Raw genomic sequence first — 20,315 nt, 5'->3', positions numbered from 1 at the left:
CCCGCCAATGGGGCCAACCAAAATCGGGAGGAGAACGATTATGACAACCAAGACTCTGCTGCTGGCGGCTTTGGCCACCACTCTGATGGCCGGTACCGCCATGGCCACCGACATCAAGATCGGTGTGCTCAACGACCGCTCCGGCGTTTACGCCGACCTCTCGGGCGAAGGCTCGGTGATCGCCGCCCGCATGGCCGTCGAGGATTTCGACGCAGCCAACAAGGACATCAATGTCGAGATCGTCTCGGCCGACCACCAGAACAAGCCCGACGTTGCTTCCAACATCGCCCGGCAGTGGTACGACCAGGATGGCGTCGACATCATCGTTGACGTACCCACCTCCTCCGCCGCGCTGGCGGTGAGCGAAGTCACCCGCGAAAAGGACAAGGTATTCATCAATTCAGGCGCCGGTTCCACTGCACTGACTGGTGACCAATGCTCGCCCAACACCATCCACTGGACCTATGACACCTACGCCCTGGCCAAGGGTACGGGCGGCGCCATGGTGGCACAGGGCGATACCAACTGGTTCTTCATCACGGCCGATTATGCTTTCGGCCATTCCCTCGAAGAAGAAACCACAAAGGTGGTCGAGGCGGCCGGGGGCGAGGTAATGGGCACGGCCCGCCATCCCTTCCCCGGCACTGATTTCTCCTCCTATCTCCTCCAGGCGCAATCCTCCGGTGCTGACGTGATCGGCCTTGCCAACGCTGGCGGTGACACCGTCAACGCCATCAAGCAGGCTGCCGAATTCGGCATCACCCAGGCCGGTCAGAATCTTGCGGGTCTGCTGATCTTCATCACGGACGTCCATGCGCTCGGCCTTCAAGCCGCCCAGGGTCTGGTGCTGACCGAAAGCTTCTATTGGGATCTCAATGACCAGACGCGCGAATGGTCCGAGCGTTTCGCCGCTGAAAACGGGGGCAAGATGCCAACGATGGTGCATGCTGGCGTTTATTCCGGGGTCATGCACTACCTCAAGGCCGTCGAAGCCACCGGCGGCAAGGACACCGCCGAGCTGATGAGCGCGATGAAGGACACGCCGACCGACGATCCACTATTCGGTCAGGGCGAAGTTCGTGCCGATGGCCGCAAGATTCACGACATGTACCTGTTCCAGGTGAAAACGCCGGAAGAGTCCTCTGGCCCCTGGGACTATTACAACCTGCTCGCCACCATCCCGGCGGCAGAAGCCTTCCGCCCGATGGAAGAAGGCGGCTGCGCGCTGGTCACCCAGTAGTTACGTCAGAAGGTGCGCGCCACCGCGGCGCGCACCTTCACCAACGAGGATAGGCCATGGTCGAGCTATTCGGCATTCCCCCGCAGGCCCTGTTCGGCCAGCTCCTTTTGGGGCTGATCAACGGGTCGTTCTATGCCCTTCTGAGCTTGGGGCTAGCCGTTATTTTCGGGCTGCTCAACATCATCAATTTCGCCCATGGCGCCCAGTACATGATGGGAGCCTTCGTCGCCTGGATGATGCTGACCTATTTCGGCGTCAACTATTGGTGGGCATTGCTGCTGGTGCCCCTGGCCGTGGGTGCCACCGGCATCGTTCTCGAGCGGCTGATGATCTCCCGGCTCTATCATCTCGACCATCTCTACGGGCTGCTGCTGACCTTCGGCCTGGCGCTCGTCATCCAGGGCCTGTTCCGCAATTATTACGGCGTCTCCGGCCTGCCCTATTCGATACCGGCCGAGCTTAGCGGCGGCACCAATCTGGGCTTCATGTTCCTGCCCACCTATCGCGGTTGGGTGGTCGTGGCTTCGCTCGCCGTGTGCCTGGGCACCTGGTTCGCAATCGAGCGCACCCAGCTTGGCGCCTATCTGCGCGCCGCAACCGAAAACCCGTCTCTGGTCGGCGCCTTTGGCATCAACGTGCCGCGCATGATCACGCTGACCTACGGCTTCGGCGTGGCCTTGGCAGCGCTGGCAGGCGTGCTGGCCGCGCCGATCTATTCGGTCAATCCCAATATGGGCGCCGATCTCATCATCGTAGTGTTCGCGGTGGTGGTCATTGGCGGCATGGGATCGATCCTGGGTGCCATTCTGACCGGCTTTGGCCTGGGCATCGTCGAGGGATTGGTCAAGGTTTTCTATCCTGAAGCATCGGCCGTGGCCGTGTTCGTCATCATGGCGCTGGTCTTGCTGGTCAAGCCCGCCGGACTGTTCGGAAGGGTCGCCTGATGGCTGTTGACGCTCCTGCAACACTCCCCAATTCCGCGGCAAAGGTCGGCGCGCCCCGTCACCATACGCTGGTCTTTTTTGCCCTCCTCCTCATCATGCTGGTGGCACCCTTCGTGCTTTATCCGGTGTTCCTGATGAAGGTGATGTGCTTCGCCCTCTTTGCCAGCGCGCTTAATCTTCTCCTTGGCTTCGGCGGGCTCCTGTCCTTCGGTCATGCGGCCTATTTCGGCATTGCCGCCTATGTTTCTGCCTACACGGCCAAGGTCTGGGGCCTGCCCCCCGAACTGGCCATCCTGCTCGGCACGGCCGCTGCCGCCGTTCTTGGCCTGCTGATCGGCGCCTTGGCCATACGCCGCCAGGGCATCTACTTCGCCATGGTCACCCTGGCCTTTGCGCAGATGGTCTATTTCTTCTCTCTCCAGGCACCGTTCACTGGCGGCGAGGATGGCATCCAGGCCGTACCGCGCGGACGCCTTTTCGGCTTCATCGATCTGGCCAACGACCTCACCTTCTATTTCGTCGTGCTGGCGATAGTCACCGGCGGCATGTTGGCCATCTACCGGATCATCCACTCCCCCTTCGGGCAGGTGCTCAAGGCCATCCGGGACAATGAGCCCAGATCCACGTCGCTGGGCTACAAGGTCGATCGCTATAAGCTCGCCGTCTTTGTGATGTCGGCCACGCTGGCCGGCCTTGCCGGGGCGATCAAGGCGCTGGTGTTCCAGCTCGCCTCCCTGACCGATGTGCATTGGACCATGTCCGGCGAAGTCGTGCTGATGACCCTGCTGGGCGGCATGGGCACCATTTTCGGTCCCTTGGTGGGCGCTGCGGTGATCATCGGCATGCAGAATTACTTCGCCAGCTTCGGCGCATGGGTCACCGTGCTGCAGGGCATGATCTTCGTGATCAGCGTGCTGCTGTTCCGGGAAGGCATCGTCGGCGTGATATCGCGCTGGATCAAGAAACCACTTTAGGAGCCATCCAAGTGCAGAAAGTCTACTCCACCGCTGCCCAGGCTCTGGCAGGACAATTGCGGGATGGGATGTCCATCATGTCAGGCGGGTTCGGCCTCTGCGGTATTCCGCAGGCACTGATCGATGCGGTCCGCCTGTCGGGAGCGCGCGAACTCACCGTCATCTCAAACAATGCCGGGGTGGACGGGGTCGGTCTCGGCACGCTGCTTGAGACCCGGCAGATCCGCAAGATGATTTCGTCCTATGTGGGTGAGAACAAGCTGTTCGCCCAGCAGTTCCTGTCCGGTGAGCTGGAACTCGAATTCAATCCCCAGGGCACCCTGGCCGAACGCATCCGTGCGGGCGGCGCGGGCATTCCCGCCTTCTTCACCAAGACGGGCGTGGGAACCATCATTGCCGAGGGCAAGCCAGTGCAGGAATTTGACGGCGAATTATACGTGATGGAGCGGGGCTTGGTCGCCGACATTGCCCTGGTCCATGCCTGGAAGGGCGACCACGAGGGCAATCTCGTCTATCGCAAGACTGCCCGTAACTTTAATCCGGTGATGGCCACTGCCGGCCGGCTCACCATTGCCGAGGTCGAGCATCTGGTCGAAACCGGCGAGATCGACGCCGACGGCATTCACACGCCCGGCATTTTCGTAAGCCGCATCGTCCATGTGCCAGACGCGGAAAAACACATCGAGCAGCGCACCACGCGCTCGCGCCTGGAGGAGAACGCCTGATGGCAAGGACCCGCGATCAGATGGCGGCTCGCGCCGCCCGCGAACTTCGGGACGGTTTCTACGTCAATCTCGGGATCGGCATTCCGACCCTGGTGGCCAACTACATCCCGCCAAGCATCAGTGTGACGCTGCAGAGCGAAAACGGCATGCTGGGCATGGGCCCTTTCCCTTTCGAGGGCGAGGAAGACCCCGACCTCATCAATGCCGGCAAGCAGACCATCACCGAATTGCCGCAGACCAGCTTCTTTTCCAGTGCCGACAGCTTCGGCATGATCCGGGGCGGCCATATCGATCTGTCGATCCTGGGCGCCATGCAGGTGGCCGAGAATGGCGATCTGGCCAATTGGATGATCCCGGGCAAAATGGTCAAAGGCATGGGCGGCGCCATGGATCTGGTGGCAGGCGTCAACCGCGTCGTCGTGGTGATGGAGCACGAGGCACGGGGCGAGCCGAAACTGCTACGCGAATGCACCCTGCCCCTCACCGGCCAGCGTTGCGCGGATCTGGTGATTACCGATCTTGGCGTCTTCACCCTGGCGCGCAAGGGTGAGCCGCGGATGGTCTTGATCGAACTGGCTGAGGGCGTCTCGCTGGAAGAAATTATGGCAAAAACGCAAGCACGCTTCGAGGTAAGCTTGGGCCAACAGGTGGACGCATGAGCGATATCGTCATTGTCGGCGCCGCCCGGACGCCGGTTGGAAGTTTCCTTGGGGCCTTCGCCACCGTGCCGGCGCATCAGCTTGGCGCAACCGCGATCAGAGCCGCCCTTGAGCGCGCCCAAGTCGCGGGGGCCGAGGTGGACGAAGTCATTCTCGGGCAGGTGCTGACGGCGGGACAGGGCATGAACCCGGCCCGTCAGGCAGCCTTGGCCGCCGGCATCGGGCAAAGCGCTACGGCCTGGGGCGTGAACCAGGTGTGCGGCTCCGGCTTACGCGCCGTTGCGCTGGGCATGCAGCAGATCATGACCGGCGATGCGCGGGTCTTGGTCGCGGGAGGGCAGGAATCCATGTCGCTCTCCCCCCACTGCCAGAATTTGCGCCAGCCCGCGCGGATGGGCCCTATATCCTTGGTCGACACCATGCTCTCGGATGGGCTCACCGATGCCTTCGGTGGGTACCACATGGGCATCACAGCCGAGAACGTCGCCGCCAAGTTTGGGATCACCCGCGAACAACAAGACACTTTCGCACTTGCTTCGCAGCAAAAAGCAGCAAAAGCGAAGGCTGCTGGCCACTTCGACAAGGAAATCGTCCCCGTAGAGATCACCAGCGACGAACACCCCCGCCCCGACGCCTCCGCCGAGGCACTTGCCAAACTGCGCCCCGCCTTCGACAAGGCAGGTACCGTGACTGCCGGCAATGCCTCGGGTATCAACGATGGCGCTGCGGCACTGGTGCTGATGCACGCGAGCGAATCCGAGCGCCGTAGTCTTACACCTCTTGCTCGCATCGCCTCCTGGGCAACCGCCGGTGTTGACCCAGCATTTATGGGCACTGGCCCCATTCCCGCCTCGCAAAAGGCGCTGGCAAAGGCCGGCTGGTCAGCGGCGGATCTCGACCTGATCGAGGCCAATGAAGCCTTCGCGGCACAGGCCTGCGCCGTGAATCAAAGCATGGGTTGGGACACTGCCAAGGTCAACGTCAACGGTGGCGCAATCGCCATCGGCCACCCGATCGGCGCCTCCGGCGCCCGCGTTCTGGTCACCCTCATCCATGAACTTCAGCGCCGCCAGGCCGCCAAGGGGATTGCCACTCTATGCATCGGCGGCGGTATGGGCGTGGCTTTGTGCATCGAGCGCATCTGACCGCTAGTCTAGAACAATTCCGGTTCCCGCCCGAGAGTAATTCCGAATTTGTCGCGCACGCTTGTCATGATGAAATCGGACAGCTCCAGAATGTCCTTGCAGGTGGCGCCGCCATGATTGACCAGCACCAGGGCGTGTCGCTCGAATACGCCGACAGCGCCTCGCCTGTACCCCTTCAACCCAGCCTGCTCGATCAGCCAACCAGCCGAAAGCTTGATCGAACCATCGGTTTGGGGGAAGGCGGGCGCATTGGGAAAATCCAACGTGAAAGCCTGACCGGCGTCAGCTGAGAGGACCGGATTGTGAAAGAATGATCCGGCATTACCCAGGATGCGCCAGTCCGGCAGTTTCGACGCGCGCAACCGCAACACAGCCTGCATGACCTCTGATGGTGACCGGAACGGACCCAAGGCAGACAGATCGCGATACCCCAAGCTGGGTCCACGCGACTGACTTACCTTCAGGCGAACACTTGTCACTACATATCGGCCCGGCTCTTGTTTGAAGAGGCTCTGCCGATAGGCAAACCGGCAAGATGGCCCATCCATCGATACAAAACGCCGCTCGGTCCGGTCGAACGCCACCAGCGACTCAAACAGATCGCTGAGCTCGACACCGTAAGCACCGATATTCTGGATCGGGGCTGCGCCGACGGTTCCGGGAATACCCGCCAGGTTCTCCAGCCCCCACAGACCCTGCTCAACGGTCCACGTCACCAACTCATGCCAGTTTTCTCCAGCACTGGCCTCGACGATAAACTGCCCGTTTTCTCCATCTGCAAGCGAGCGTCCCCGTGATGACATGATAGCGGTGATGCCGTCATACTGCTCGCTCAGAATGACGTTGCTGCCGCCTCCCAGGATACGCACGGGAACACCAAGCTCTTCGGCAACCTCAAACAGCTGCGGCAGTTCGGCCTCGTCAACTATGGCTCGGGCATAAGCCGAATTGCCGCGTAGCTGGAAGCTGTTGTGGTTTGTCAGATCGAAATTCTGCGAGAGACTAAGGCTCATCTTTCACCTGGTTGCGGCGCGCTTGGCAGCCATCGGGCGTCCGGGCCCTATCATAGGTGAGTTCCACTACCACTGCACTAACGCCCGGCACCACTGCGGCAAGTCTGCGAGTTTGCAAACCGGCCGATCAACAGCGCTTCTCATGAGCCAGCCTATACCAGCCGGTATTGCCTGGCCTTGTTGCGCAAAAAAGGCAGGCCCTTTTCCATCACGTCTTCGAAGCTCGGGGCGACTGGTCGCCATACGGCTAGACCGTAGGCCAGTTCGGGCGGCATGTTGATGAAGCTTTCCATGGCGATGCCGCCCTTGAAGCCGATGGCCGCGAGCGTGGCGTGGATTTCGTCCCAGTCGCAGGTGCCCTCGCCCGGCGTACCGCGATCCGATTCCGACATGTGGATATAACGCAGCAGATCACCTGCATCGATGATGCCATTGCCGGCGCCCTTTTCCTCGATATTCATGTGGTAGGTGTCGAGATGGATGAAGATATTGTCGGCGCCGACCTTTTCGATCATCCAGCGGGCTTGTGCCGCCGTGTTGATCAGATGGTTCTCGTAGCGATTGACCGGCTCGATGCCGAAAGCCAGCCCCTTCTGCTTGGCGTAGCGGCCCGAAACCTCCAGCGCACGTGCGACATTGTCGTACTCGACCGTGGTGGGCGGTACACCCGTGCGCTGCCCGATGCCGCCATAGGTAACGCCCGACAGCGCCTCCGCCCCCATCTCGGCGGCGACATCGATCACTTGTTTCAGATGGGCAATACCTGCTTCGGGATCAATCGAGGGCCAGGCGCCTTCCGGCAGGCCTAGCGAGCAGACTGCCCGAAGATTGTTCTGCTCGAGCAAGGCGCGGGTGTGGGCAGGATCGACGACGGCGGGGTTTACCAGCGCGATCTCGATGAAATCCATTCCGTAGCCGACCGCAGCCGCAATGGTCCGCTCCGCACCGGCACGGTCCCAGTTCATCGTCCACATGCTGGTATGGACACCAAACCCCTGCATCGTTTTTCCTCTTCTTGATGATTGAACCACCGGATTTCACCGGATCTGGCGCGCCGCTTTCTGCAATATTTCGAAGGCCGCGTAGCGCTGGCGATGGCGTTCGGCGGCGTGACCCTGGGCAGGTCTGAACAGCACCGAGGTGCCGGACATCGCGCGCATCGCATCGACCAGCGACGGATGGCCACCGGCGGCAACGCTCGCCAGCATTGCCGAGCCGAGCAGCACAGGTTCGCTCGTTTCGGCCACTGCGACTGGAACGCCCGTTGCATCGGCCAGCATCTGGCAAACAAGCGGACTGCGCGCCGCACCGCCACTTGCGAGGATTGTCGATATGGCGATCCCATCGGCAGCGAACCGATCAAGGAGTTGGCGCAGGCCATAGCCGATGCCCGTAACACCTGCGACGTAAAGGGCCACAAGACTTGCGACATCGCGGTCTATGCCGAGCCCCGCAATCACCGCCCGGGCGTCCGGGTCGGCATGAGGCGAGCGGTTGCCCAGGAATTCGGGCACGACATGGATACTACCCGCGAGTTCCACGACCCTTTCTGGAGAAGCAGCGAGGCGCGATGCCTCCCGGTCCAGCCATTCGACCAGCGTCAGGCCCTCTCGTGCAGCCAATTGCGCCGTATCGGGCGCCGCGGCATGCAGGCTGACCAGATGGTCGATGGCGGCGCCCGCGGCGGACTGACCACCTTCGTTCAGCCAGAGACCGGGCACCATGGCAGAAAAATAGGGCCCCCATACGCCCGGCACGAAAACCGGTTCGCTGGCCGAGGCCATGGAGCAGGCGGAGGTTCCGAAAACATAGGCCAGCCGCGAGCCGAGTTCGAGACCCGTACCCTCGACCGTGGTGCCCAGCGTGCCCACGCCTCCTGCATGGGCGTCGATCAATGCCGCCGCCACGGGAGTTCCCGGCATCAGCCCCAGATCGGCTGCGGCCTCGGCGGTCAAGCCGTCGCCCAGCGAAGAGCCCGCCTCCACAATCTCGGCGCCGATGCGGGCGAAGTTTTCGTCCGCCAGCTCGCCTAGACCAACCGCCCGGAAGAACTCCGCGTCCCAGCGCCGTTCATGGGCAAGATAGGTCCATTTGCAGGTAACGGTGCAGATCGAGCGCGCTGCCGAGCCCGACGCGCGCCAGGTCAAATAGTCGGCCAGATCGAAGAAGTGATCCGCGGCAGCAAAGGAATCGGGCAGGTTGCGCTTCAGCCAGACGAGCTTGGGCGTTTCCATTTCGGGCGATATTCGCCCGCCGACATAGCGCAGCACGTCGTGGCCGCCAACATTGATTTCCTCGGCTTGCCTTGCTGCGCGGTGATCCATCCACACCATGATGTTGCGCGCCGCATCCCCCGACGGACTGACCGTTACAGGCGTACCATCCGCCTTGACGGCAACCAGTGAACAGGTCGCGTCGAACCCGATCCCCGCGATATCGCCGGGCCGCAGCCCTGAAGCCGCAACGGCCTCGCGCACGCTTTGCGCCACCGCCTGCCAGATCTGTTCGCTCGACTGTTCGACGACATCCACATTCTCGTGCCAGATGGTGATCGGCCGCTTGGCTGATCCCAGCAAGCGCCCCGCGAGATCGAACACCCCGGCGCGCGCACTGCCGGTACCGACATCGACGCCGATGACGCCGCGAGAAGAGGCTGGCGAGGTCATGGCTCAGAGGTCCAGGCTGACGGGCAGGATGGTGAGGTCGCGGATCACCACGTTGCGCGGCCGGGTCAGCATGAACATGACGGCGTCGGCCACTTCCTTGGGCTGCATTAGACTTCCATTGGCCAGCGCCTCTTCCATCTTGGCCTTGGGCCAATCATCGAGCAATGCCGTCACCACCGGTCCCGGCAGGACCGCACCGACGCGAATGCCATGCTTGGACACCTGCCGCCGTACCGTGTGGACGAAGGCCTGCACCGCATGCTTGGAGGCGGTGTAGATGGGCTCCCACACCACCGGAATGACCCCAGCTACCGAACTGGTGACGAGAATGTCGCCGCTGCCCTTCTCCACCATATGCGGCAACACCGCATGGACGGTCCGGAACACGGCGTTGACATTGAGGTCCAGCATGCGGTCCCAGGCGTCCGGATCGCCCTCGAGCACCTCGCCACCGATATAGGCGCCGGCATTGGCGTGGAAAATGTCTAGCCGGCCGGCCCGCTCCAGAATGGCCGGCATCATGGTGGCGACGCTTTGAGCATCCAGCAGGTCAATTACCAGCGGAATGGCGCGCGGCCCCAGTTCCGCGCAGAGCGCGTCCAGCCGCTCGCCCGCGCGATCGACCAGAAAGACTGTGGCCCCAGCGTTCAGCATGACCCTGGAGCATTCGAGCCCAATGCCGGAAGCCGCGCCAGTTACCGCGGCAATCTTGCCGCTCAGTTCATTGCTCATATTGGATACTCCGTATGCTTGGTCCTACGCACGCCCGTGCGACGCCCGCGAGCGGCGGGCCAGTGAATCCACGATCACGGCGATGGCCAGCACGGCCCCGGTGATCATGTAGCGCAGCGAAGAGCTGAGATTGAGCAGCGTCAGCCCGTTGGCGATGGCCTGGATCACGATGATCCCGAGCAGCGCCGAATAGGCACTGCCCCGTCCTCCGAACAGGCTGGTGCCGCCAATGACGGCTGCCGCGATGGCATTGAGATTGACGTCGCCCGTGCCCGCCTGCTGGCTTGATGAGGCAAGCCTTGAGGCCGCGAGCACCCCGCCAAGCGCGGCAAAGCTGGAACAGAGAATGAAGGCGCTGGCATAGATGCGGCGCACATTGATGCCAGCCCGCCGCGCAGCCTCCTTGTTACCGCCCACGGCCTGCATAGAGCGGCCCCATTTGGTGCGGGTAAAGGCATAGTCCATGATGATGACGAGCGCGACGAAAAGGCCGAACATCCACGGCACGCCGCGACCCAGATTGAGATAATAGACCACCCCTTCGATGACTGCCGTCAGTACCGCCGCCTTGAAGAGGAGGCCCGCCATGCCACCTGCGCTCAGATTGGCCTCGCGGCGGCGGCGGATGACCCGCATGCCTACCAGGATGGTGAATATGCCGGGCAATACGCCCAGGGCATGGGACAGCCATTTGGGCATCATCAGGATCTGGCCGAACATCACCAGCGGCGACTGATAGGGCAGATTGATCGACCCGGCATTGCCCAGGATGTAGAGCTGCAGGCCCAGCAAGGCGAGCAAGCCCGCCAGCGTCGCGACGAAACTGGGCATGCCCAACCGGTTGTAGAGCAGCGCATAAAGACTACCGATGACAACGCCGGCGACCAGCGCCGCGATGAGGGCAAAGCCGAGCGGCCAGCCCTGGGTCACCCACAGCGAACCGAACAGCGCCGAGGCGAGCCCACTCGTCGAGCCTACGGACAGATCGATCTCGCCCAGCATCAGCACGCAGACGATGCCCAGCGAGATAATGCCCACCGTGGCGCAATCGAACAGCAGGTTCACGAGGTTATTGGGCGCTAGGTACACCGGGTTGAGCGCGGTGAACACCGCCGAAATAACCACCAGCCCGACCGCAACCGGCAACATGCCCAGATCGCCCGAGCGCACCCGGTCGATAAAGGCGCGCACGGTGCCCCTGATCCCCTCATCGTGGCGCACGCGCACGTCGCTGCGATCCAGGGCCTGCGGGGGTGTTTCGGATTTGACCTGATCGAGCTGGCTCATTGCATTGCCTCCGAAGCCTGCTTGCGGTTCATGCGCCGCGATACGGCATTTTCGCTGGCGCCGGTAATAGCGGCCACCAGTTCATGGTTGGAATCCTCGGGCGTGAACACGCCACTGTTCCGGCCCAAGCGGAGCACGACGATGCGGTCCGCGACCGCTCGCACATCCTCCATATTGTGGCTGATCATGATGACTCCCAGCCCGCGGGCGCGGACCCGTTCGATCAGGTTCAGCACTTCGGCGGTCTGCGCGACGCCAAGCGCTGCGGTTGGCTCGTCCAACATGATCAGCTTGGGTTCAAGCAGCAGCGAACGGGCGATGGCGACGGTCTGGCGCTGTCCGCCCGACAGCGAGGCTACCGGTTCGCGTACCGAGGGGATGCGCGCGGACAATTCGTTGAGCAGCGTCCAGGCGCGCACTTCCATGGCAACTTCATCGAGGCGCCAAGGCTCCTGCTCGCGGCCCAGATAGATGTTGGCAACGACATCGAGGTTTTCGCACAGCGCCAGATCCTGGAACACCGTGGCAATGCCCAGATTGAGCGCGTCGGCAGGACTACCGAGCGCCACTTCCTGGCCATTGAAGCGGATAACGCCAGAGCTTGGCTGGTGCACCCCGGCGAGGATCTTGACCAGGGTGGACTTGCCGGCGCCATTGTCACCGACAAGCGCAACGACTTCGCCGGCATGGACGTCGAGTTCGATATCGGTCAGCGCCGAGACAGCGCCGAAATTCTTGGATATTCCGCGCAGGCTGAGCACGGGCTCGCCAAGGCGCTGAGTGTAGTCTGGTAAGTCGGACATGGTCTTGGCCCCTTCGCAAGACGGCGCGATGTCCGTCCGGCCATTGTGCTGGCCGGACGGACGTTGGCTGACGTTACTCGAGGATGCCGAGCTCGCGGCAGCCTTCCTCGTACTCGCCGGTGCAAACCTCTTCCGCGCTGGCAATCTCCTTGTCGAAGATTTCCGCCTTGATGTTCTCGCGCGTCACCACCACCGGCACGAAAAGTTCCGAGGGAGTGTCGTAGAGCGTAGTCTTGGGCTCCGGGGTTTCTCCATTCAGCAGCTTGTACGCAACCTGCGCCGCGGCAGCCGCGACGATCTCGGAAGGCTTGGAGATGGTGTTGTACTGATCGCCCGAGATGATCAGTTGCAGCGCCGCGATCACCGCGTCATTGCCGGTAACCGGTGGCACAGGATCGACACCGGCGGCCTTAAAGGCCGCGATGGCGCCGCCTGCGGTGCCGTCATTGGCGGCCGCAACGCCCACGATCTGGTCGCCAAAGCGCGTAATCTGCCCGCTCGCCCATTGCTGGGCCTCTGCCGGCACCCAATCGGGGGTGTCGAATTCGGCCAGGGTTTCATAGCCCGAGCCATCAAGCGAGGAATCGATGCCGTCGCGGATCAGTCCGGCCGCTGCGTCGGTCGGCGAGCCGTTGATCTGCAGCACGCCCGAGCCTTCCGGCACGCCCTCGGCCTTGAGATGATCGACCAGCGACTGCGCGATGGCCGCCCCGATGCCTTCATTGTCGAAGGACACATAATAGTCGGCGGGTGTCGAGGGGATCGGGCGGTCATAGGCGATGACCTTGACGCCTTGTGCATGAGCTTGCTGCACCAGCGAAGCGGCGGCCGACGAATCCACCGGGTCCAGCACGATCACCGTGGCGCCCTGGGCAATTGCCGAGTTGAACTGCTGCTGCTGCAGCGCCGCATCGGCCGTGGCGTTCTGGTAGATCAGCGTGCAGCTTGCGCACAGCTTTTGCATTTCGGCCTGGAACCCGGGCCAGTCGTGCTCCTCATAGCGGGTCGAGCCCTGGTCAGGCATCAGGAACGCCACCGTGGCGTTCTCCACCTGCGCCAGGGCGGGCCCTGCCATCAGCATGCCGGCAAGCGTGGTTGCCAGTGCCGTTCCGATCATAGTTCTAGACATGTATTCCTCCCAATTCTGGTTGCGTTATGCACTACTCCAGCCCGACTATTCCGTCTGGGCGGGAATTCCTTGAATCTCCAAAGCTTCTCCGGCCTTCCCCCGGAGAAGTCTCGTCTCAGCGCCTTGTCGCCAGCGACAATACGGCAGCTCCTTCCGTTGGCAGCACGGGCGTCTCTCGCTCCGCTGATGGCGACGTTGTGGATTCCCGCAGCACCAGCTCGACTGGCAGCCTGCGATGTACCGGCGCTCCGCTGGCTCCGTTGATGCGTTCCAGCAGTTGCGACCATGCCAGGCGCCCGATCAGGTCGACCGGCTGCCGGATGGCGGTGATGGACGGCCGGGCCACCGGCATCCAGGAATAATCGTCGAACCCGATCAGTGACACATCGTGGGGAACCGAACGTCCTGCCCGATTGAGCGCGGCCAGAACTTGCAGCGTCGTCGTGTTCATCAACGCCACGATAGCGCTGGCGCGGCCGATCTGGGCTTCCGCCTCGCCCGGCAGGGCCTCGGGTACGCCGCCCAATCCGGTCTCCACCACAACCGGTTCAGTCCCGAATTCGGCAAGCACCTGGGCAACCCCCTGGATGCGCTCCCGCAAATTCCGCACCGACAATGAAGGCGTGCAGACGGTGATGTGCCGATGGCCCAGTTGGGTCAGATGTCGGGCGGCGGACGCCCCCGCTGTCACATTGTCGATCTCGACGAAATCACCCGGCTCGCCGTCGGGCGCGCGGTCGGCAAAGACCAGCGGGATCTTAGACGCCTCGATCTGCTTGCGGGCGGGCAACTCGCCTGAGCAGGGGATGACGATGAAGCCGGCCGGCTTCCAATGCATCAAGGCCCTGATGCGCGCCTCTTCGACCTCGGGCTGATTGGCGGAACTGGCAACGATCAACTCGTAGCCGTCCTTTTGGCAACCGGCCTCGACTGCAGCCAGGATCGTGGGGAAGAATGGATTGTCCAGCGTCGGCACCACCGCCGCCACAATTTTGGAGCGCCCGCTGCGCAGATAGGATGCCGCAGGGTTTATCCGATAGTTCAGCGCCTTGACCGCCGCGAGCACCTGCTCCCGCGACTTTGCCCTGACCGGCTTCTCACCCGACAGGACGTTCGACACCGTCGCGATGGACACGCCGGCGCGGTTGGCAACATCCTTCATGGTTACCGGCGGTTTGATCGCTCCGTCCTCCCCGAACAGGCTCATGTTAGAGCCAAAAAACGATTTACGTAAATCGTTTCACGCTGTCGGCCATGAGTCAAGCGCTCGTTGGGCGGATCGCTTGGGCGGGATTTTCGGGAAATACGGCTTGAAAATCAAATGATTGCACTTTTGCGGGACCCTTTTCCAGCTGCCGCGCATCCAATGGTTCAGAACTCACCGGCGGCGTTTAGTGGAGCGGCGCCGGAGGTTCCTCACAACGGAGGCAAAGATGTTCAGAACACTACTCGCATCGGCAGCATTGGCCCTTGTCATGACCGCCCCTGGCATTGCCCAGGACGACCTGAGCGATCCTCAGATCGCGCACATCGCGTATACGGCTGGTCAGATCGATATCACGGCGGCCGAGCAGGCGCTGCGCAAGAGCACCAATCCAACGGTCACCGATTTCGCGCAGACCATGGTACGCGACCACAAGGCGGTGAACGTGCAAGCCCTTGCACTGGTTGAAAAACTCGGCGTGACGCCTGAAGAAAACGCCACCAGCACGGCGCTTTCTGACGCGGCCCAGGCCAAGAGCGAAGAACTCGAGGCTCTCGAGGGTGAGGCCTTTGACGCAGCTTATGTTGCTAACGAGGTGGCGTATCATAGGACGGTGAACGAGGCGCTCGAGGGCACCCTGATCCCCTCCGCGGACAATGCCGAACTGAAGGCACTCCTCGAAACCGGCCTGAAGCTGTTCGCAAGCCACCAAGCGCATGCCGAGCATCTCGCTGCGGATTTGCAATGAGCACGCTTCTCATTCGGCGAAGCATGCTTGCGGGTTTGCTTTGCTTTCTGAGCCCGGCAGCGCCTGTGCTTGCCGAGGAATACGTCGTTACGATCGATCAGATGGAATTCGGCGACGTACCTGCCGAGCTCAAGGTCGGCGATGTGATCATCTGGCGAAACAATGACATGTTCCGGCACACGGCTACGGACCGGGACGGCAGTTTCGATGTCGATCTGCCACCCAAAGCCGAAGCGCGGCTTGTGCTCGAGTCGGCCGGCAGCATCGAGTTCTACTGCCGCCTCCATTCGGGTATGGTTGGCACGCTGACTGTCAGCCCATGATCTTGCTGGCGCCGGATGCCCTGGCATTCGACGCCGGCCTATCGCAGGAGGCGCAGGACAATGCTTGTGGAGAGAACCGCGACGGAATGCACCCCGCCGGCGGTAGACTATGGTGCACTGGACGAAACGGCATTGGTGGCGCTTGCCAGCCAAAGGGACGAGCGGGCAATCCGATTGCTCATCAAGCGGCACAACCAACGCTTGTTCCGGGCCGCCCGCTCGATTGCAGGCAACAATACGGAGGCCGAAGATATTGTGCAGGCCTCCTATGTCAGAGCTTTCACCCACCTGGACGGCTTCAGGGGAGAATCGAGCATGGCCACCTGGCTCACGAGGATTACGGTGAACGAGGCGCTCGGCCGGCTGCGCAAGCGCCCGCGGATGGGTGCCATTGAAAGCCTCAAGGCAGAGGTGGAAACATCCGCGTCGATCGCCCGGGAGCCGAGCCCGGAGGAGGAAGCGTCACGACGGGAAGTTTCCCTGCTGCTGGAGCGGACGGTTGATCGCCTGCAACCCGATTTCAGATCGGTTTTCGTGCTCCGCGAGGTGGAGGGCTGGAGCGTCGAAGAAACCGCCGACTTCCTGGCCATCCCGGCCGAAACGGTCAAGTCCCGGCTGCGTCGTGCCCGGCTTGAACTCCGCTCGCACCTGGAACAGCAACTCGCCGGCGGGTTTGCCGCACTGTACCCGTTCGATGGCAAGCGGTGCACTTCCATGGCGGACAAGGTGATCGCCAGCCTGGGGCGAAGCTGAAGCCGCTCCCACGAGCAGCGTGAGACCATGGCGCAACGGCAGTTCACCGGCTAAACAGCTTGTCGAGGACTGCCGGGATGGACCACCAGTCAATCACAGGCTAATCCGCTTGCGTCACCGCTTGTGAAGGAGCTGCCTTGGAAGCGCCTGTTCAGATGTTCGATTGGGGACGGATATTGCTCGGCGAAGAGCCGCCCTGGTTCTTCCTGGAGATCCTCTTTCGGACACTGGTGATCTATCTCTACACCCTGGGCTTGCTCCGCTGGCTGGGCAGCCGCACTCTTAGCCAGTTGTCCAATCTTGAATTTCTGCTCGTCATCGCACTTGGCTCCGCCGTGGGCGACGCCATGTTCTACCCGGACGTGCCGCTGCTCCATTCTCTGGCTGTCGTCACCGTCGTGGTCCTCGCCAATAAGCTTCTGGATGTCATGATGGCACGCCGCGCGCCAGTCGAACGCGCCCTCGACGGCATACCGGAGGAGGCCATCAAGGCTGGTGCCATTTGCGTTGACTTCCTGCACAGCACGACATTGAGCAACAGCGAACTGTTCCAGCAGCTCAGAGCGCACGGCATCGAGCAGTTGGGACAGGTAGAGCATGCCTATGTGGAGACCAACGGCACACTGACAGTGTTCAAGACCAAGGCTGCACCCCTGCCAGGCCTTCCCATTGTTCCGCCATGGGAAATCACCCCGCCCGTGACGCTGACACCGGACGATGCAGCTGGTTCTCCAGAGATACTTGCGTGCCTCAATTGCGGCACGCTCAGATTGCCGGAGACGCACCCCGCCCCCCACGAATGCCCCAATTGCAAGCACTCCGAGTGGACGGTTGCACGGAGTTAGGTGGGGAGTAGATGTAGTCCCAGAGCTTCCCCATCGCCGGACTTGATCCGGGGGGCTCTCGTTGCGCATATCGTGTGGAGAGTGGCCCTCGGATCAGATCCGAGGGCAGCAATTGTGGGTGGGTGAGGTGGCGCCAGCAATCGCCGGACCCCTGCCCTTGCTGACTTACAACGCTTTAAGGTACCCGCAGTTTCTCGGCCGACAGGAGTTCTGGCCGAAGATAGCCTCGCTCCAGACTCTCCTCGACGAACTGTGTCGCCATTGCCGTGTCGAGACCCTGCTCGCGCAGCCAGTCATCGTCGAAATATGTGTCCGCGTACCGCTCGCCGCTATCGCAGATCAATGTGACGATGGAGCCCTCCTCGCCGGCGTTCCTCATCGCGGCGGCAGCCCAGAGCACGCCGATAAAGTTCGTGCCCGTCGAGCCTCCGACGCGCCGCCCCAGCATCCGGGACAGCACATGGGTAGCGGCGATGGATGCCGCGTCGGGGACCTTGATCATGGCGTCAACGACGCCGGGCAGGAACGACTGTTCTACCCGCGGGCGCCCAATGCCTTCGATGCGCGAACCGCGATTGCATCGCATTGCTCCATCGCCTTCGGACCAACCCGCAAAATAGGCGGAGTGTTCCGGATCAGGAATGCAAAGCCGGGTACAAAAGCCCCGGTAAAGAATATAGCGCCCAATGGTCGCGGAGGTACCGCCGGTGCCGGCACTCATGCTGATCCAGCGCGGAACCGGGTGTCGCTCCAGGGACATCTGCTGAAAGATCGACTCTGCAATGTTGTTGTTGCCACGCCAGTCCGTCGCTCGTTCGGCGTAGGTGAACTGATCCAGATAATAGCCGCCCGGACAATCAGCCAATGAGCGAGCCTCTTCGTAGATCATTGAGGGATCATCGACATAGCGGCACAGGCCACCCTGCCGCTCGATCGCCTCGATTTTGCTCTTGCTGGTGGAGCGCGGCAGCACGGCCGTGAAGGTCAGGCCCAGCAGGCGGGCATAGTAGGCTTCGCTCACCGCTGTCGATCCCGACGAAGCTTCGAATAGCCTGGTCTCTGGCCCGATCAGGCCATTGCAGATCCCATAGAGGATGAGCGAGCGCGCCAGACGGTGCTTCAGACTTCCCGTGGGATGGGTGGACTCATCCTTGAGGTAGATATCCACGCCATCGAAACCCGTCATTTTCAGGGGGATAAGGTGGGAGTCCGCAGAACGGCGGCTGTCGGCATCCATGAGCCGGACAGCATTTGCTCGCCACTCCCTCGAACATGGCATCACCTGCATCGCCATCCTCCACATACATTTAGTGAGAAGATGCAGTTACCATATTGTACGAGGATAGCGCAACGTTAGTCTATTTTTGTCCATGCTCTGAGCAACACGTTCTAACAACGTGATATTTAATAGAATGCACCTAGTCAAATACGCAAATGGCTTTCGAAAAAGGGACGCCGCACTGCGTAGCGACAATGGTCTTGTGCCGTTCTCCTGGAATGACAAAGGCCGATGTCCTCTTTGCCAAGGAGGACACCGGCACTGACATTTGTCGCAACGGACGGGGTTCACCCAGCAGACGTCATGGTGAGTTCGTCGAACCACGAGGTCGTGACACCCGCCCTCCACTCGCCCGACCCCGGGTCAAGCCCGGGGCAGGCTCTCGTGGTTCGACAAGCTCACCATGAGGTCTCAGGGACGTACACATGAGGTCCACCAAAGGCGACGCGCCAGGAGGCGAGGCTTATATAACCCCGAGAGCCCTCATGGCTTCGGCGACCCGCACGAAACCGGCGATATTGGCACCGAGGACATAATCGCCCGGCGCGCCATATTCGTCGGCAGTGTTCGCGCAGTTGTCGTGGATGGTGCGCATGATCTCGGCCAGGCGCTCTTCTGTCTGCTCGAATGACCAGCTGTCGCGCGAGGCATTCTGCTGCATTTCCAGCGCGGACGTCGCAACGCCACCGGCGTTCGCGGCCTTGCCCGGCGCGAACATTACCTTGGCTTCCTGGAAGATGCGAATGGCTTCGGGCGTCGAGGGCATGTTGGCCCCCTCTCCCACCGCAATCACGCCATTGGAGACCAGAGCTTTGGCATCCTTGCCGGTAAGCTCATTCTGGGTTGCCGAAGGCATCGCCACATCGCAAGGCACATCCCAGATAGAGCCCTTGGCCGCCTTGACGAAATAGGCGCCATGGCCTTCGCCCTTGAGCTGCAGATATTCGGAAACGCGCGCGCGGCGGACCTCCTTGACCTCTTTCAGCAGCTCGAGATCTATCCCGCTTTCATCCACGATATGACCGGAACTGTCCGAGACGGCGATAACCTTGCCACCGAACGACTGAACCTTCTCGATGCTGTAGATCGCCACATTGCCCGAACCGGAGACGACAACCTTCTTGCCTTCGAAGGTGTGACCCTTGGTGGCAAGCATGGATTGCACGAAATAGGTGTTGCCATAGCCGGTGGCTTCGGTGCGGGCACGCGAGCCGCCGTAGAACAGCGCCTTGCCGGTGAGCACGCCCGCCTCGTAGCGGTTGGTCAGGCGCTTGTACTGGCCAAACATGAAGCCGATTTCGCGCCCGCCGACGCCGATATCACCGGCCGGAACGTCTGTATATTCGCCCAGGTGCCGGTATAGCTCCGTCATGAAGGACTGGCAGAAACGCATGATTTCGCCGTCCGAGCGGCCCCGCGGGTTGAAGTCCGACCCACCCTTGCCGCCGCCGATAGGCATTCCGGTGAGCGCATTCTTGAAGGTCTGCTCAAACCCGAGGAACTTGATGATGCCGACATTCACCGACGGGTGGAAGCGCAGCCCGCCCTTGTAGGGGCCCAGGGCCGAGTTGAACTGCACGCGGAACCCGCGATTGATCTGCACCTGTCCCTTGTCGTCCACCCACGGCACGCGGAAGATGATCTGACGCTCAGGCTCGCAAATGCGCTCGATCAGCGCCTGCTCAAGATAGTCCGGACGCTTGGCGATAACGCGTCCCAGACTCTCCAGCACTTCCCGCACGGCCTGATGGAACTCGGGCTCGCCTGCATTGCGCTGCAGCACGCCCTCGAGAATGGGTTGAAGCTTTTCATCGATCATCGGGGGGGCCACTCGCGCGTTGTCATA

General features: G+C 62.0%; 20 protein-coding genes. 10 read left to right on the top strand and 10 right to left on the bottom strand.

The window, feature by feature from the left end; all coding sequences use genetic code 11:
• The first annotated feature begins 40 nt into the window (after window positions 1-40).
• From C8264_RS03625 to C8264_RS03600, 6 genes are read left to right on the top strand one after another with little or no spacing between them, the layout of a single operon-like run.
• Window positions 41-1,240 carry an ABC transporter substrate-binding protein gene (locus C8264_RS03625; RefSeq protein ID WP_108459605.1) on the top strand — a complete coding sequence of 400 codons (1,200 nt, stop codon included), beginning with the start codon at window positions 41-43 and terminating at the stop codon, window positions 1,238-1,240.
• Between the two features lie 56 nt (window positions 1,241-1,296).
• On the top strand, window positions 1,297-2,184 hold the full coding sequence (locus tag C8264_RS03620) for a branched-chain amino acid ABC transporter permease (protein WP_108459604.1): 888 nt from the start codon (window positions 1,297-1,299) through the stop codon (window positions 2,182-2,184).
• Window positions 2,184-3,158: a branched-chain amino acid ABC transporter permease gene (locus C8264_RS03615; RefSeq protein ID WP_108459603.1), complete on the top strand. Its 975-nt coding sequence runs from the start codon at window positions 2,184-2,186 to the stop codon at window positions 3,156-3,158. Before C8264_RS03620 ends, C8264_RS03615 begins: the two co-directional genes overlap by 1 nt.
• Window positions 3,159-3,169: 11 nt before the next feature.
• Entirely contained in the window at window positions 3,170-3,883 is a 714-nt protein-coding gene (locus C8264_RS03610) for a CoA transferase subunit A (protein WP_108459602.1), read from the top strand.
• Complete coding sequence (locus tag C8264_RS03605; RefSeq protein ID WP_108459601.1) at window positions 3,883-4,542, top strand: 3-oxoacid CoA-transferase subunit B; 660 nt, start codon at window positions 3,883-3,885, stop codon at window positions 4,540-4,542. Before C8264_RS03610 ends, C8264_RS03605 begins: the two co-directional genes overlap by 1 nt.
• Window positions 4,539-5,687: an acetyl-CoA C-acetyltransferase gene (locus tag C8264_RS03600; protein ID WP_108459600.1), complete on the top strand. Its 1,149-nt coding sequence runs from the start codon at window positions 4,539-4,541 to the stop codon at window positions 5,685-5,687. The genes C8264_RS03605 and C8264_RS03600 overlap by 4 nt, the downstream gene beginning before the upstream one ends.
• 8 nt (window positions 5,688-5,695) lie before the next feature.
• Here C8264_RS03600 and murB read toward each other — a convergent pair whose 3' ends face one another.
• The 8 genes from murB to C8264_RS03560 form a co-directional block, all read right to left on the bottom strand.
• Entirely contained in the window at window positions 5,696-6,700 is a 1,005-nt protein-coding gene (gene murB / locus C8264_RS03595) for a UDP-N-acetylmuramate dehydrogenase (RefSeq protein ID WP_108459599.1), read from the bottom strand.
• 152 nt (window positions 6,701-6,852) lie between these two features.
• Window positions 6,853-7,701, bottom strand: a complete 849-nt coding sequence (locus tag C8264_RS03590) for a sugar phosphate isomerase/epimerase family protein (RefSeq protein ID WP_108459598.1) — start codon at window positions 7,699-7,701, stop codon at window positions 6,853-6,855.
• Between the two features lie 36 nt (window positions 7,702-7,737).
• The gene (locus C8264_RS03585) at window positions 7,738-9,366 is read right to left on the bottom strand and encodes an FGGY-family carbohydrate kinase (protein ID WP_108459597.1); all 1,629 of its coding nucleotides are present in this window, start codon (window positions 9,364-9,366) and stop codon (window positions 7,738-7,740) included.
• Between the two features lie 3 nt (window positions 9,367-9,369).
• A complete protein-coding gene (locus tag C8264_RS03580; protein ID WP_108459596.1) occupies window positions 9,370-10,098 on the bottom strand; it encodes an SDR family oxidoreductase in 729 nt (242 codons plus the stop codon).
• Between the two features lie 24 nt (window positions 10,099-10,122).
• Complete coding sequence (locus C8264_RS03575) at window positions 10,123-11,385, bottom strand: sugar ABC transporter permease (protein ID WP_108459595.1); 1,263 nt, start codon at window positions 11,383-11,385, stop codon at window positions 10,123-10,125.
• The gene (locus tag C8264_RS03570; RefSeq protein WP_108459594.1) at window positions 11,382-12,188 is read right to left on the bottom strand and encodes an ATP-binding cassette domain-containing protein; all 807 of its coding nucleotides are present in this window, start codon (window positions 12,186-12,188) and stop codon (window positions 11,382-11,384) included. Before C8264_RS03570 ends, C8264_RS03575 begins: the two co-directional genes overlap by 4 nt.
• A 73-nt stretch (window positions 12,189-12,261) precedes the next feature.
• Window positions 12,262-13,269 (bottom strand): ABC transporter substrate-binding protein, encoded by a 1,008-nt coding sequence (locus tag C8264_RS03565; protein ID WP_162783476.1) that lies wholly within the window; start codon window positions 13,267-13,269, stop codon window positions 12,262-12,264.
• A 163-nt stretch (window positions 13,270-13,432) separates the two neighbouring features.
• Window positions 13,433-14,524: a LacI family DNA-binding transcriptional regulator gene (locus C8264_RS03560; protein ID WP_108459592.1), complete on the bottom strand. Its 1,092-nt coding sequence runs from the start codon at window positions 14,522-14,524 to the stop codon at window positions 13,433-13,435.
• 268 nt (window positions 14,525-14,792) lie between these two features.
• Between C8264_RS03560 and C8264_RS03555 the strand changes: the two genes are divergently transcribed.
• The 4 genes from C8264_RS03555 (at window position 14,793) to C8264_RS03540 (ending at window position 17,190) form a co-directional block, all read left to right on the top strand.
• Window positions 14,793-15,269: a DUF4142 domain-containing protein gene (locus tag C8264_RS03555; protein ID WP_425430665.1), complete on the top strand. Its 477-nt coding sequence runs from the start codon at window positions 14,793-14,795 to the stop codon at window positions 15,267-15,269.
• Window positions 15,266-15,592 carry a cupredoxin domain-containing protein gene (locus C8264_RS03550; RefSeq protein WP_108459590.1) on the top strand — a complete coding sequence of 109 codons (327 nt, stop codon included), beginning with the start codon at window positions 15,266-15,268 and terminating at the stop codon, window positions 15,590-15,592. Before C8264_RS03555 ends, C8264_RS03550 begins: the two co-directional genes overlap by 4 nt.
• A gap of 135 nt (window positions 15,593-15,727) precedes the next feature.
• Window positions 15,728-16,345, top strand: a complete 618-nt coding sequence (locus C8264_RS03545) for an RNA polymerase sigma factor (RefSeq protein WP_245892923.1) — start codon at window positions 15,728-15,730, stop codon at window positions 16,343-16,345.
• Between the two features lie 137 nt (window positions 16,346-16,482).
• Entirely contained in the window at window positions 16,483-17,190 is a 708-nt protein-coding gene (locus C8264_RS03540) for a DUF421 domain-containing protein (RefSeq protein WP_108459588.1), read from the top strand.
• A 175-nt stretch (window positions 17,191-17,365) separates the two neighbouring features.
• On the opposite strand, the gene C8264_RS03535 is transcribed toward C8264_RS03540, so the two are convergent.
• Window positions 17,366-18,376: a PLP-dependent cysteine synthase family protein gene (locus C8264_RS03535; RefSeq protein ID WP_342748681.1), complete on the bottom strand. Its 1,011-nt coding sequence runs from the start codon at window positions 18,374-18,376 to the stop codon at window positions 17,366-17,368.
• Between the two features lie 556 nt (window positions 18,377-18,932).
• On the bottom strand, window positions 18,933-20,288 hold the full coding sequence (gdhA, locus tag C8264_RS03530; RefSeq protein ID WP_108459586.1) for an NADP-specific glutamate dehydrogenase: 1,356 nt from the start codon (window positions 20,286-20,288) through the stop codon (window positions 18,933-18,935).
• Between the last annotated feature and the right edge of the window lie 27 nt (window positions 20,289-20,315).

It is taken from the genome of Devosia naphthalenivorans, assembly GCF_003056355.1.
Taxonomy (GTDB): Bacteria; Pseudomonadota; Alphaproteobacteria; order Rhizobiales; family Devosiaceae; genus Devosia; species Devosia naphthalenivorans.
Note: the sequence above shows the minus strand (reverse complement) of the source record. Positions and strands in the feature narration are given on the sequence as shown.